The organism is Sporosarcina soli (assembly GCF_042655805.1).
GTDB classification, from domain to species: domain Bacteria; phylum Bacillota; class Bacilli; order Bacillales_A; family Planococcaceae; genus Sporosarcina; species Sporosarcina soli.
This window is the reverse complement of the sequence record NZ_JBHSNO010000001.1, coordinates 345,642-359,248: the sequence shown is the minus strand read 5'-3', so window position 1 is coordinate 359,248 and position 13,607 is coordinate 345,642. Positions and strand designations below refer to the sequence as shown.

The following is a 13,607-nucleotide window of genomic DNA, read 5'->3' as shown; positions in this document are numbered from 1 at the left end:
TTTAATATGACTAGATAGGAAGAAACTTCCTGATGATTAAAAATATCCAGGTGGAAATGATGAAAGGTGAAGTAAGTGCAGGCAGTCCAAAAGGATTGATCAGATGATCCATTCCTGCGGTAACAGGAACGGTCATCGCAGCTGCGAGTATACCGACAAAGGGAAAGTTTCTTCTTTCATCAAACAATAGCCCAACCGCAATGATAGTCAGCACCGCATTATAATTGTACAAGCCTAAATCGAGGGAAGCTACATCAACACCCAATGAAATGGCTGTCAACCAAGAAATGAAGGCTCCGGCAATGGCGTATACCCCATATCTCCAACCTGCGACAAAAAGCGCTAGGAGGATGAGCGAACCAGCCCAGAACGAATCAATGATAAATACCTCACCGACCCCTTTGATCAGGCTGACAAAAAAATTAGGAGTCCCATTATATGGGATCAACCATTGAGTCGGGGAAGCTGTCACGAACGAGGGATTGACATGTAAACCGTCAATCTGATAGGTCAACATGAGCCCGATCCACGTCATTAAAACGAAAGGAATAGTTAAAACGGGAATATGCAATTTATTGAATACTTTTGAAAAGAGAATCATCAGCAATCCGGCTGTACAACCAACGAACGGAACGACCATCCAGCGCCAACTAACATATAAAAACAACATGACAGCCATTCCGCTTAGTAAGGAGTTGAATCCGTACAGTCCACTTTTAACGGCCGCTCTATCGCCGCCTAAATAGTAGCCTGTTAATGTGCCCGCCATCGAGGAGAGAAACGCCATGGTCGCTAAAAGAGGAGAGTATAAAAAAATCCCAAGTAGAATGAGGCCTCCGGAAAACGCATTTTCCATAAGCATCACTTGTGAAAATCCTTTTAGAGATATGGAAATGAGACGGAAGCCCCTTTTCATTTGAAACGTGTGCCCCATTGAGTTCAGCCCCTTTTGGTTGCTACGAATAAATTTTTATCGAAACAACTATAAAATTTGCCTAGAGTCGGCTAGTTATTTAGTGTAATATGAATGTCCATTTATAAAGTGAGGAAGAGGTTTTCAATCGTTTTGTCATTTACATTGTCATTATTATCATATTGAGAGACATACGATTAATCAAAGCAAATCAATTACGCCTTGGCGTAATTGCGTCCAGAATTTGAATTGAGCTTGCTCGATTGACTCCTTTCAAAATCTGTGACTTCCGACGGAGGCTTTATCTTCATTCAGCGGGCGTTTGAACACCCATTGAACAGCAAACAAAATCATATTCATCTCGCCACCTATACAGATGGAAGTCTTCTGTTGAATGAAGATAAACTTCTCGGTTAGTAACAGCGCTGATTATACGTGGAGTTAATGGAGTATGCAAGGCGCAAATTATTCCAAGATACGCCCGAAGCCTTTATAATCGGATAAAATGAAGATCTGGAGAACCATCTCCATCTTCTCTCTGCTCATCCAAAAATGGTATACTATAATTAGAATAAAAAGAATGTTAGGAGTTTTGCCATGTTAAAAGCCTTTTTTATGGGATTATCCCAAAATCAGCTATTGAATGACGCGGCTAAAAAGTATGGTTTAAAGTTTGGTGCGCAAACTGTCGTAGCAGGGACGAACGTAGATGAAACTATCCAAAGTATTAAAGAGTTAAACGCTTATGGCATTTCTTGTACAGTCGACAACTTAGGTGAATTTGTCCGCGATAAAGCGCAAGCGATAAGGGCGAAAGAGCAAATCATAGCAGTGATTGAAGCGATTCACGAAGATGGCGTTGATGCGCATATTTCATTGAAACCTTCTCAATTAGGTCTTGATATCGATTATCCATTCTGTTTAGACAATGTAAGAGAAATTGTTTCCGTTGCCAGCAACTATAATTTATTCATCAATTTTGATATGGAAGACCATGCCCGTTTGCAACCATCATTCGATCTAGTGGACGAGTTGTCAAAGGAATTTGATAATATCGGTACGGTTATTCAAGCCTATTTCTTCCGCGCAGAACAGGACTTGGGGAAATATAGAAATTATCGTCTTCGCATTGTGAAAGGGGCCTATAAAGAACCTGCTGAAGTTGCCTATCAAACTAAAAAAGAAATCGATCAAAATTATATTAGATTGATTGAATGGCATTTGTTGAATGGAAAGTTCACTTCGATTGCTACACATGATCACCATGTGATCCAGCATGTCCAACAATTTGTAAAAGATCATCACATTCCAATTGAGAAATTCGAATTTCAAATGCTTTATGGCTTCAGAAAAGACATGCAATTACAGCTGGCGAGTGAAGGTTATAATTTTTGTACATATGTTCCCTTTGGCGATGATTGGTATGGCTATTTCATGCGCCGTCTTGCGGAAAGGCCGCAAAACTTAAACCTTGTTATGAAACAAGTTTTCAACAAGAAAACGAATACCATGCTTGGTTTAGCCGCAGGCGCATTTCTGTTAGGCCGAGTGACAAAAAGAAAATATGATCTTAAACGTGCAAAAAGGTCGTAAGATGGAGGGAATATCCATCTTACGACCTTTTCAAGCATGCGTCATGTTTAACCGATTGTCACAATGATGATAAAGTAAACGATCATTGCAATCAATCCAACCGGAACACCGAAACGTGCCCATTCGATACTTTTAATATTCAGTTTTCCGGCGGCGATAATATTGGGTATATTTCCGGGAATCAACATACCACCACTGATGAGAAGACCGAGAAGAATGGCCTTAATGGTCGGCTCGTTCATCGTCGGACTGATTTCTGCAGCTGCGAGGGTGGCATTGTCCAGAACAGCTGATATCATATTGATCCAGTACAATATATATGGATGAAGATCAAGTAAATATCTTTCGATAAACGGTTCGAACCCAGCGCCAAGTAATGTAAGGGCCATGACGAACAGATAAATCTTAAATCCACGGATTAAAATATCTATGTAAGATTCGGTGCCTTGATCCGCGTAAAGGCTTCTTGTTTTTTTCTGAGGCTTTATCATTACAGCCGCAAGGATTCCGAAAGCGATGACGCCCGGGATGATATCTGTTCCGATTAATTTAAATAGATAAAAGAAATCCTCATTCAGTTTGCTCGTTGCAATCGTCGATAAAGGTTCACCAATCGGTGTTAAGACTGCTCCCATTCCAATGGAGTAACAAGCTAGGATGACGAGTCGCACTTCAGATTTACGATCCAGACGAAGTACACTTACGACTGTGACGAGGACAATCGCCGCAATAATTGCTGTAATCACGCTAGATATAATTCCTAGAATTATGACAACTAGTGCTAAAAATAGTCTGAATGGCATCGCTTTACTCATGCCGAGAATACCATTTTCAATTGGACTTTGAAGCCAGCGGAATAATAGACCAGCGATGATCACTGCCAATGTAATTTGAATGGGATCTTCCAAAGCCTTTAGAATGAGCGATTTATCCAACATGCCACTCACAATGGCGGCGGCCACACCCATGATGAATAGGAATACTTCCAAGTTGCGCTCGACTATTTTCACAGTGAATGGTAAAAATAGTACAAGAATTAAAATAATTGTTAAACCAATAATCATCATTTTACTCCTTTTCAATCTATTATAAAAATAACTAACAGTCTTATCATAGCATTTATTAATAGGGAGAAAAACCAGATTTTAAAAATAATTATATCATTATTCAGAAAATGCTTTTGTACTGATAGTGAAGCGTCAGCTTTAAAAGACTACCTCCTCTTATCGAGGAACGTAAAAAGGCATGATCCCCAAGGGATCATGCCTTTTTCGATTAGCGTATGCCTTTCATATAACGTTGAATGATAGGGGAAATAGCGAAGAGAATAATCCCGAGCAAAATGGCAGCTCCTCCGATAATTCCAAAATACAACATTTCTGTTTCAGGTGTATAAAATTTAACGAGCTGTGCGTTCAATGCTTGTGCGGCAGCGTTCGATAGGAACCAAAGGCTCATCGTTTGGGCAGAGAAAGCAGCAGGTGCAAGTTTGGTCGTTGCAGACAACCCGACGGGCGATAGACACAATTCACCTAGCACGACGATCAGGATGCTTAAAACGAGCCATAGTGGGCTGACAAGGGCATCTGTACCTCCAAAATAACCCGGTAATAAAATGACGATGAAAGATAGTCCGGCAAATAAAAGTCCTAACGAGAACTTTTGTGGGATAGATGGCTGACGATCGCCGAGTTTCATCCACAGCCATGCAAATAAGGGTGCTAATGTGATGATGAACAGCGGATTGAATGATTGGAACCACGCCGGTGAAATTCTAAACCCCATAAAGTTTAAGTTCGTCCGAGTATCCGCATAGAGTGCTAAGATAGTCGAACCTTGTTCCTGAATTGCCCAAAACATGACGGCAGCCAAGAAAAGCGGAATGAAGGCAAGTACACGCGAACGTTCCACATCGGATGTTTTCGGGCTTCTATACATCACGAAGAAATAAGCAGCCGGGATAAGAAAGCCGAGAATACCTACAATTGCAATGAAAGAATCGAATGTAAGCCACCCGCGGGGAATGGCGATAATAACAGCAATTGCAATTACAATAATAGCAATTGCGAAAATTGAGAATACTTTTTTCTTCTCCTCTGGTGCTAATGGGTTGGGGATTTGTGTCCCTGCCAAGCCGAGATTTCTCTTCTTCGTCAAAATAAAGACGACTAAGCCGATAAACATACCGACAGCAGCCACTCCGAAACCAAGATGGAAACTTGTGTACATCAATTCGCCAACGATTAATGGAGAAATGAAGGCCCCCAAGTTAATCCCCATATAGAAAATGCTGAATCCAGCATCTCGTCTGTTATCATTTTCAGGATAAATATCTCCGACGACACTGGAAACGTTCGGTTTTAACAAACCTGTTCCAAGTACGATGAGTACCATTGAAATGAAAAACATAGTGATATTGCCAGGTAGCGCCAGCGCTATGTGACCAAGCATGATAAAAATACCGCCATAGAATACTGCTTTCGATGTACCGAATATCCGGTCAGCTAGCCAACCGCCAATGATTCCGGACATATAGACAAGGGAACCGTAGATGGACATGATCGACAGTGCGAGCGTCTTATCTAATCCGAGTCCGCCATTTGACACTTCGTAATACATATAAAAGACAAGGATTGCCCTCATTCCATAATACGAAAAACGTTCCCAGAATTCCGTGAAGAATAAAGTGAATAATCCTTTAGGGTGTCCGAAAAACCCTTTCTGAGGAACACTCTCCACGATTTCTTTTTTAGTTAAATGTGACATCATAATGCCTCCTTCATATTTCACTATAATACAATTAAACGTTTTCAATTGTCAAAAATAATTTGGGTTCCTAAAGATGTTTTAAATAACGCCGTTATTTCGATGTTTCATCATACTTTCAATATTCAGAACAGGTATAATAGATATATTTAAAATAATTCTTTATTATATTAAAAAAGTATAATTGGATTCAAAGAGTGATGGTACTACCTATATGTTTACCCAAAATGGTCGCGCCATAACATCCTAGTCTGTCCTGCTCTCAGGAAGGACATGACTTCCCCTTCTATTTCATAGAATAAGGGGGATGGGGGATAAGGAGGGGAAGCATTGGAAGTATACGACGTCGTATTAATACCGCTTATTATCGGGATGGTAGAGTTATTGAAGATGTATGGAATGAAAAGACGGTTATTACCATTAATGGCATTGGCCTTTGGTGTATTGGGAGGAATTTTTTATATCTATCCGGATGATCCGAAGGCGGGTATCCTCGTTGGAATTATGATGGGATTGTCCGCTAGTGGTCTCTATTCAGGAGGAAAAGCGGTGGTGGAAAGAGAGAATTAGTATACGGATTGCCAAAGTATAAACCTTTATAGTGAAATAAACAATGCCGGAATATTCGTAATCATGTATACTGTATGAAAACAATGAGGTGATCACTATGAATGTACCACTGATTTTACCAGACTTTCTTGACCGTGCAGTTACGCTCTACGGAGAAAAGGTCGCGGTTCATTGTGAAGGTCGAACCGTTACTTATCAGCAATTGAACGGCAGAGTCAATCAATTGTCGAATGGGTTGCGAAAGCTTGGGGTCGATAAAGGCGATCGGATCGCATATTTGGCCGGAAATACGCTTGAAATGTTAGAAGGATTCTATGGGGTCTTTCAATTGGGCGCCGTAATGGTTCCGCTGAATATTCGCTTAAAACCGGAAGATTATGTATTTATCTTAAATCATAGCGAATCTAAAGTTCTTTTCGTAGACCAAGATCTATATAGTTTGATCGAACCTATCATCGTGCAACTCGAAACGGTTGAGAATATCATTGTTCATTATAAAGAGCAGGATACGAATGCCACAGATTATGACAGCTGGCTAGCATCACACATATCAACGGATTTTGATCGTGCTGACATTGATGAAAACGATATGTGCAGCTTGCTCTATACGAGCGGTACGACGGGGAATCCTAAAGGAGTCATGTTGACACACCGGAACAATTATTTGCATGCAATGTCGACGATGCATCATTTAAGAGTAAAGGAGTCTGATATTTATTTGCACGTACTCCCGATGTTCCATGTGAATGGATGGGGTGCGCCATTTTACTACACTGCAAATGGTGCGACACATATTTGTTCAAGAAAAACGACGCCTGAATCCATTTTCAAGGCATTACAGGACTATCGGGTAACTGTCCTACATATGGCTCCAACCGTATTGAATGCTTTACTCCAATACCATGATGAACACCACCCTGTCGTGGAACAAGATGTCCGAGTGGTCATTGCCGGTTCGGCACCACCGCCTGCATTTATTACAAGAGTTGAGGAAGAACTGGGTTGGGAGTTCATTCAAGTGTATGGAATGACGGAATCATCACCGCTCAGTCTTGTATCGACGATCCACTCTCATTTGACGGATTTGCCGAAAGTGCAACAAACCGTTTTGAAATCCAAAGCCGGTTATCCGATGATCGGCAGCGATGTCCGGGTCCTCGGGGCGAATGGAGACGAAGTTGAGCACGATGGGGTTCAGGTGGGGGAAGTGGCGGTGCGCGGTCATGGAGTGATGAAAGGTTACTGGAAAAATGAACAGGCAACGCAAGAAACCCTGCGAGATGGTTGGCTATTTACAGGCGATATGGGAACAGTGGATGAATATGGTTATATCAACATCGTTGACCGTAAGAAAGATGTCATTATTAGTGGCGGGGAAAATATTTCATCAATCGAAGTGGAAGGGGTCCTTTATGAGCACCCTGCTGTTTTGGAAGCTGCTGTCATTGCTGTACCACATGAAAAGTGGGGGGAAACTCCTCACGCTTATATTGTTCTACGGGAGAATATGGAAGCGGCTGAGGAAGAGATCATCGCCTTTTCAAGGGAGAGATTAGCCCATTTTAAAGCGGTTACAGGTATAACATTCGTCGATGAACTCCCGAAAACTGCATCGGGTAAAATCCAGAAAGTTCAAATCCGTGATGCTTACTGGGAAGCGAGAGGAAAGAGTGGGCGATTAGTGAATTGAGGACAAAAAAACTTGCTTGTGCGACGAAACGTTTAGCACAGGCAAGTTTTTAATTGAATCGTTTGTATTTCTGCCCAACGATAAAGATTAACGGTGTACCGATTATGCTTGGGAGAAACCAAAAAAACAACGGATTCCATTCATTCAAAATCGGTACTTTCGAAATATTAACTACAAGAATAGCTGTACAAATAGCAATATAAGAACCGAGCATTCCACCGATGTGTGATGATAGCCAATTTCGCCATTTTTTCTTGACAGAGAGATAGCCTATAAATGCAAAAGAATATGAAAATAATCCGATGAAAAAAAGATAAGCACTACTCTCCCAATTCATTATGGCCATAGTCAAGGAAGTAACAAATACAAACAAATACGCGCCATGATATATTTCACCCCATTTTGTATGCATTTCTCTTCTATTCCTCGAAAACATAGCACCTCCTCCGCTAATCAGACTGACTGCTCCGGCAAAAATATGAAACAACAACATAATGTTAAAGATAAAGCAACGTTCCCCTCATTGGATATTTTGAACACTCATTCCCTTCAATTATTTTGGTCAGTCGAAGCCTCCCTTTTTTTACGCGCGATGACGGCATTAATTTGCATCGCGCTTGATTGATTCCCCATAAAAGTAACGATGATAACAACGAGATAAGTCAAAACACCTGTCGCGATAACGAATGAGGTAGTCGACCATGTAAAAGGAAAAAGATTGAAAAATCCTCCTGCGATAAGAAGAACGATTACGACGTACAAAAATTCGATCAATCGTAAGATCAACGTATTTTGAATGGGCAACTGATGTGTGACGAAGATCAGGATGATAATGCAAATCGAAATGACAAGCATTTGAGCGATCAACGCCTCTCCCATAGGCGGAAAGATGTCCAACCAACTAAAAAGAAGATAAAATAGAATGCTGAATGTGAATGAAATACATGCTACTGAAATGTAGTGCTTCAATTGGTCCAATCGAATCCCTCCTCACGATAAAAACTTCTTTCTGAATGTTTTCACATAATGTCTATTCACGATTACTTTTTCGTCATTTGACAAAGACGCTTCAAACTTTCCGTTGAGCAATGCCCGAACACTAGCAATATGCGTTGTATTCACAATCAAATTTTTGCTGATTCGCGTAAATGGGGTATCCTTTACTAATTGTTCAAATTCGTATAGCTTCATTTGGCTACGGTATACTTCTTTTTCTTCGTAGATAAAAGTTTGGTTGTCTATCGATTCGATGTAATAGACATGTTCAGGGACAAGCGAATAGATCTTGTCGTCTTTTGTGCCAGTTAAGGTAATGCCCATTTGGTTAATTTGGTCGATTAACCGTCCAAGCTGATGGTCAACTTCAGGACAATTAATAATGATTTCAACCTTGTTATACTTTTTGGATTCATATACGGTCAATCGAATGATCATCACATCCTTTAGCAGAAATCGTATTGCTGAAATCGTAACATTTGCAGGAAGAGGGAACAATGGATGTCACGCAACCTGCATTTTTTTCATGGTAAGTTGCATGAGCAGACAATACGCTTTCAAAAAACCGTCCATATCAGCTATGATAGAAAGAGGTAGTCATTTAGAAATGGAAGTGTTGTTATGAGTCAATTGATCGTGGAAAACCTGACGAAGACGGTCGGGGAGAAAACGTTATTCAACAATATAGCCTTCACAGTGGTGAGCGGAGAAAAAGTCGGGTTGATCGGCATAAATGGCACTGGTAAATCGACATTGCTGTCCATCATCGCTGGAGCTGAAGATGCAGACAAGATATCGAAAGACCATCCGAATAAATATCGGATCGCCTATTTACCGCAAGAACCTGATGTAGATCCAGAGCGATCCGTCATGGAAACGGTATTCATGAGTGATGCACCGATTATCCGGTTAAATTTAGAGTATGAACATGCCCTTCAAGCGTTGACGGCAAACCCGGAATCATCCGATTACCAGGATCGTTTCGCCCAACTGCAAAATGAAATGGATGCGAAGTCGGCTTGGGATTTAAATGCGAAAGCGAGAACGATATTGACGAAACTGGGTATCGATACGTTCGATAAAAAAATGGGAGAGCTGTCAGGCGGGCAGCAAAAAAGGGTTTCATTGGCTAAAGTGCTGATTGAACCCGCGGATCTTTTATTGCTCGATGAACCGACAAACCATCTCGATGTGAATTCCATCACTTGGTTGCAAGAGTTTTTAAAAAATGAACAGGGCGCGGTCATCTTCGTCACGCATGATCGTTATTTTCTTGATGCGGTCTCTACGCATATTTATGAGCTGGCCGATAAGACGTTGTATTCCCATACTGGAAACTACGGCGATTATCTCGAATCAAAAGCTTTACGTGAAGAAATGGCGGCGTCGACGGGCGAAAAGCTTCGCAACCAATACCGCTCTGAATTGAAATGGATCAAGCGTGGGGCCAAAGCCCGATCGACGAAACAGAAAGCCCGGATCGGCCGTTTTGAAGAGCTAGCTGAAAAAGTGAAAAAAGAAGAGAACAACGTCGAAATGGATGTTGCGTTGAAAACTTCTCGGCTTGGACGAAAGGTCATAGAAGCGATGAACATTTCAAAATCGTTCGGCGACAAAAAGATCGTCGATGATTTTTCATGCTTGCTTCAATCTGGTGATCGGATTGCGGTTGTCGGCGCAAATGGAGCAGGGAAAACGACGTTATTAAAACTAGTCTCAGGCGAAATTGAACCGGATAGTGGGCTCATTGAAAAAGGGTCAACTGTGAAGATTGCCCATTTCCATCAACATATCCCATCGATGAATGGAAACAAACGGATTATCGAATATATACGCGAGACATCGAATGATATCGAAGGTGCGGATGGCGTGCGTGTATCTGCCTCACAAATGTTGGAACGTTTTTTATTCCCTACTTCATCTCACGGGACACCCATCAGCAAATTATCTGGCGGAGAACGGAAAAGATTGTATTTGCTTAAACTGTTGATGGAACAGCCCAATGTCCTGCTGCTGGACGAGCCGACGAATGATTTGGATTTGGAGACTTTATCAGTGCTTGAATCATTCATCGATACGTTTCCGGGTGTTGTCATCACGATATCCCATGACCGATTTTTCCTTGATCGGACATCGAAGAAATTATGGATACTGGACGGCTCCGGGAAAATCGATTCTTGGTACGGTATCTATACAGATTATCTTGAAACCTATGAAGCCGTTGCGGAAGTGAAACCAGAACCCGTTGTCGAAGTTGTAAAACCGACCAATAAGCCTCAGAAAAAGAAAATGACTTATGCTGAAAAGAAAGAATGGGAATCCATCGATACGGATATTGAGAAAGTGGAGACGGAAATTGAAATGACCGAGGCAGAAATGGCCTCCGCCGGCTCCAATTACGATAAACTAAGGGAGCTGACAACGAAACTCGATGCATTAAACGAATCGTATGAAACAATGATCGAACGATGGTCATACTTACAAGAAATCGCAGAGTCGTAAACTGGAGGGAACTTATTCATGAAAATTGTAACAATTGAACCGACACCGAGCCCAAATTCTATGAAAATTGTCTTGGATACGGAATTGCCGCAAGGTACCGGCCATAATTATAAAAAAACGGACGCAGAGACGGCCCCGTACCCTGTATCCGAGTTATTGAACATCAATGGAGTCAAAGGAATTTATCATGTCATGAATTTCATGGCAGTTGAGCGGGTAGGGAAAGTCGCTTGGGAATCGATTCTTGCTGACGTTCAAGCTGTGTTCAACGAAGAGCGAAGCGAAGAGTCGGAAGTGGAAGAACAAGCCGACGATAGCTATGGTGAAGTGTATGTACATGTTCAAACTTATAAAGATATTCCCCTACAAGTGAAGGTATTTGATAGCAATTCTGAAGAACGCTTCGGCTTGAGCGAACGTTTTGTAAAAGCGATGAATGCTGTTCAGGGGCGTGAGGTCGAAAACTATATATTACTACGTAAGTGGGCGGACTACGGAATCCGCTACGGCGAAAAAGCTGAAATAGGGGAAACGGTTATTCAGGAAATCGAAGCTGCCTATCCAGCAGAGCGTCTGAAGGAAATTGTTCGCCAAGCCGAGGAAGGTCACTCGGACACGGTTCAGCGTGGAAGAAAAGTGACGCTTGAAGAATTTGACGTCGAGGAATGGGAAACGAGATTCCAATTGCTTGACCAAATGCCTGATCCTGATATGTCGGACGCTCCCTTACTGAATCGTGCGCTTGACGATGAAAAAATGTCAATTCGACGATTGGCTACTGTCTATCTCGGGATGATTGAAGACGAAGCAGTGATACCGTATGTCGAGAAAGCACTGAAAGACAAAAGCTGGGCTGTCCGTCGTACTGCAGGCGACTGCATGAGTGATCTCGGATTTGAAGGATTCGAAAATGCAGCTATCGGGGCATTGAAAGATAAAAATAAATTGGTTCGTTGGCGTGCGGCGATGTTCCTTTATGAAACAGGAACTGAAAAAGCACTTTTTGCATTGAAAGAGGCTGAAAACGATCCGGAGTTTGAAGTGAAGCTGCAAATCCGTATGGCCATTGCACGAATTGAGGAAGGCGAGGACGCCAAAGGTTCCGTTTGGAAGCAGATGACCGAAGCACGGATGGCATCGCCGGAAGAATAAGTTAGAGGTGAACAAGAAGGCTGATTGGAAACGTTAAATTTCGTTTCAATCAGCCTTCTTTATTATTATCCACTTTGATGGTAGAGTAGAGTACTTGTGCACACAAAATAATGTTCAATTCATTGATTGCATTCGCAAACGATGTCCAGCTTCAGAAAGGTTGTTTTCAACGTGGAACCATTATCAGGAACAAAACGATTAAAGTTTGCATTACTTCTTGGAACATTGGCAGCAATGGGTCCGTTGACGATTGATATGTATTTGCCATCATTTCCTACAATTGTATATGCATTTGATACGACAGCTTCCTATGTACAAGTTAGTTTAACAGCATGTCTGTTAGGTATCGGGCTCGGGCAATTGATTGTCGGACCGATGAGTGATGTACGAGGACGAAAAAAGCCGTTGCTCGTTTCGCTTATCGTTTATTTTATCGCTTCACTCTTCTGTGTATTCGCACCAAGCATCGGTTTCTTTATTGCTGCCCGTTTTATACAAGGGTTAGCTGCATCCGCTGGCATCGTTCTTTCAAGAGCGATTGTCCGCGATGTCTACAGTGGAAGGGAATTGACAAAGTTCTTCGCCTTGTTAATGCTCATTAATAATCTGGCTCCGATCCTTGCTCCCGTCTTGGGTGGTGGCATTCTCGCATTCACGGATTGGTCAGGAATCTTCACAGTATTAAGTGCAATCGGCCTGCTTTTATTTATCATTGTGTTATGGAGATTAGACGAGACGCTGCCCGAGCAAATGCGTGTACCGAGTAGTCTTTCCGCCACATTGAAAAACTTTTTGTCTTTACTGAAAAGTCGTCAATTTATGGGATTTGCCCTTGCGCAGGGTTTCATCATGGCGGGGATTTTCGCTTATGTGGCTGGGACACCTTTTGTGTATCAAAATATTTACGGTGTTTCGCCACAAACCTTTAGCTTGTTGTTCGGCATGAACGGACTCGGCCTTATATTGGGGGCTCAAGTGGTAGGAAGGCTGTCAGGAATCGTATCTGAAAAACGATTTTTAGAAATCGGATTATTCATCTCGGTCCTATCCGGTGCATTGCTCCTGCTGGCCGTCTTGCTGAATGGACCACTCGTTACAATCGTTGTACCGATTTTCTTTTTCGTCGCATCAATTGGCGTCATTTCGACATCGTCCTTTTCATTGGCGATGGAATCACAAGGGCATATTGCAGGGAGCGCTTCCGCGTTGCTTGGTTTACTGCCTTTCGTTTTAGGAGCGATCACTGCGCCACTCGTAGGCATAGGGGGAGAAGAAACCGCAATTCCAATGGGCGTTATCATTTTCGTATCAGGTCTCATCGCTGTCCTGTCATATGCCGGTCTTGCAAGAAATACAATCAAAGAAAACTGATGGATAGCCGCCAACTCAACCGAGTAGGCGGCTATACTTACATGGTTGAGGCGC

General features: G+C 42.1%; 12 protein-coding genes. 6 read left to right on the top strand and 6 right to left on the bottom strand.

Annotated features, from left to right (window positions below; all coding sequences use genetic code 11):
- Window positions 1-10 precede the first annotated feature (10 nt).
- Window positions 11-934, bottom strand: a complete 924-nt coding sequence (locus ACFPRA_RS01820; protein WP_381429895.1) for an urea transporter — start codon at window positions 932-934, stop codon at window positions 11-13.
- A gap of 576 nt (window positions 935-1,510) precedes the next feature.
- Between ACFPRA_RS01820 and ACFPRA_RS01815 the strand changes: the two genes are divergently transcribed.
- On the top strand, window positions 1,511-2,506 hold the full coding sequence (locus ACFPRA_RS01815; protein ID WP_381429894.1) for a proline dehydrogenase family protein: 996 nt from the start codon (window positions 1,511-1,513) through the stop codon (window positions 2,504-2,506).
- A gap of 47 nt (window positions 2,507-2,553) precedes the next feature.
- Here ACFPRA_RS01815 and ACFPRA_RS01810 read toward each other — a convergent pair whose 3' ends face one another.
- Both ACFPRA_RS01810 and ACFPRA_RS01805 read right to left on the bottom strand, forming a co-directional pair.
- Window positions 2,554-3,570, bottom strand: a complete 1,017-nt coding sequence (locus ACFPRA_RS01810; RefSeq protein WP_381429891.1) for a DUF1646 family protein — start codon at window positions 3,568-3,570, stop codon at window positions 2,554-2,556.
- Between the two features lie 211 nt (window positions 3,571-3,781).
- On the bottom strand, window positions 3,782-5,272 hold the full coding sequence (locus ACFPRA_RS01805; protein WP_381429888.1) for a peptide MFS transporter: 1,491 nt from the start codon (window positions 5,270-5,272) through the stop codon (window positions 3,782-3,784).
- A 330-nt stretch (window positions 5,273-5,602) separates the two neighbouring features.
- Here ACFPRA_RS01805 and ACFPRA_RS01800 point away from each other — a divergent pair, with 330 nt between their 5' ends.
- Together ACFPRA_RS01800 and ACFPRA_RS01795 are read left to right on the top strand one after the other, a co-directional pair.
- Window positions 5,603-5,842, top strand: a complete 240-nt coding sequence (locus ACFPRA_RS01800; RefSeq protein WP_381429885.1) for a hypothetical protein — start codon at window positions 5,603-5,605, stop codon at window positions 5,840-5,842.
- Between the two features lie 97 nt (window positions 5,843-5,939).
- Window positions 5,940-7,532, top strand: coding sequence for a long-chain-fatty-acid--CoA ligase (locus tag ACFPRA_RS01795; protein ID WP_381429882.1), 1,593 nt, complete (start codon window positions 5,940-5,942; stop codon window positions 7,530-7,532).
- Between the two features lie 49 nt (window positions 7,533-7,581).
- Here ACFPRA_RS01795 and ACFPRA_RS01790 read toward each other — a convergent pair whose 3' ends face one another.
- From ACFPRA_RS01790 to ACFPRA_RS01780, 3 genes are read right to left on the bottom strand one after another with little or no spacing between them, the layout of a single operon-like run.
- Window positions 7,582-8,025 carry a DUF2306 domain-containing protein gene (locus ACFPRA_RS01790; RefSeq protein WP_381429880.1) on the bottom strand — a complete coding sequence of 148 codons (444 nt, stop codon included), beginning with the start codon at window positions 8,023-8,025 and terminating at the stop codon, window positions 7,582-7,584.
- 56 nt (window positions 8,026-8,081) lie between these two features.
- Entirely contained in the window at window positions 8,082-8,510 is a 429-nt protein-coding gene (locus ACFPRA_RS01785) for a hypothetical protein (protein ID WP_381429878.1), read from the bottom strand.
- 12 nt (window positions 8,511-8,522) lie between these two features.
- Window positions 8,523-8,966, bottom strand: a complete 444-nt coding sequence (locus ACFPRA_RS01780; protein ID WP_381429876.1) for a LytTR family DNA-binding domain-containing protein — start codon at window positions 8,964-8,966, stop codon at window positions 8,523-8,525.
- A gap of 183 nt (window positions 8,967-9,149) precedes the next feature.
- Between ACFPRA_RS01780 and ACFPRA_RS01775 the strand changes: the two genes are divergently transcribed.
- From ACFPRA_RS01775 to ACFPRA_RS01765, 3 genes are all read left to right on the top strand, one after another.
- Window positions 9,150-11,030 carry an ABC-F family ATP-binding cassette domain-containing protein gene (locus ACFPRA_RS01775; protein WP_381429874.1) on the top strand — a complete coding sequence of 627 codons (1,881 nt, stop codon included), beginning with the start codon at window positions 9,150-9,152 and terminating at the stop codon, window positions 11,028-11,030.
- 18 nt (window positions 11,031-11,048) lie between these two features.
- Window positions 11,049-12,182: a virulence factor gene (locus ACFPRA_RS01770; protein WP_381429871.1), complete on the top strand. Its 1,134-nt coding sequence runs from the start codon at window positions 11,049-11,051 to the stop codon at window positions 12,180-12,182.
- Window positions 12,183-12,353: 171 nt separating this feature from the next.
- Window positions 12,354-13,553, top strand: a complete 1,200-nt coding sequence (locus ACFPRA_RS01765; RefSeq protein ID WP_381429870.1) for a multidrug effflux MFS transporter — start codon at window positions 12,354-12,356, stop codon at window positions 13,551-13,553.
- The last annotated feature ends 54 nt before the right edge of the window (window positions 13,554-13,607 follow it).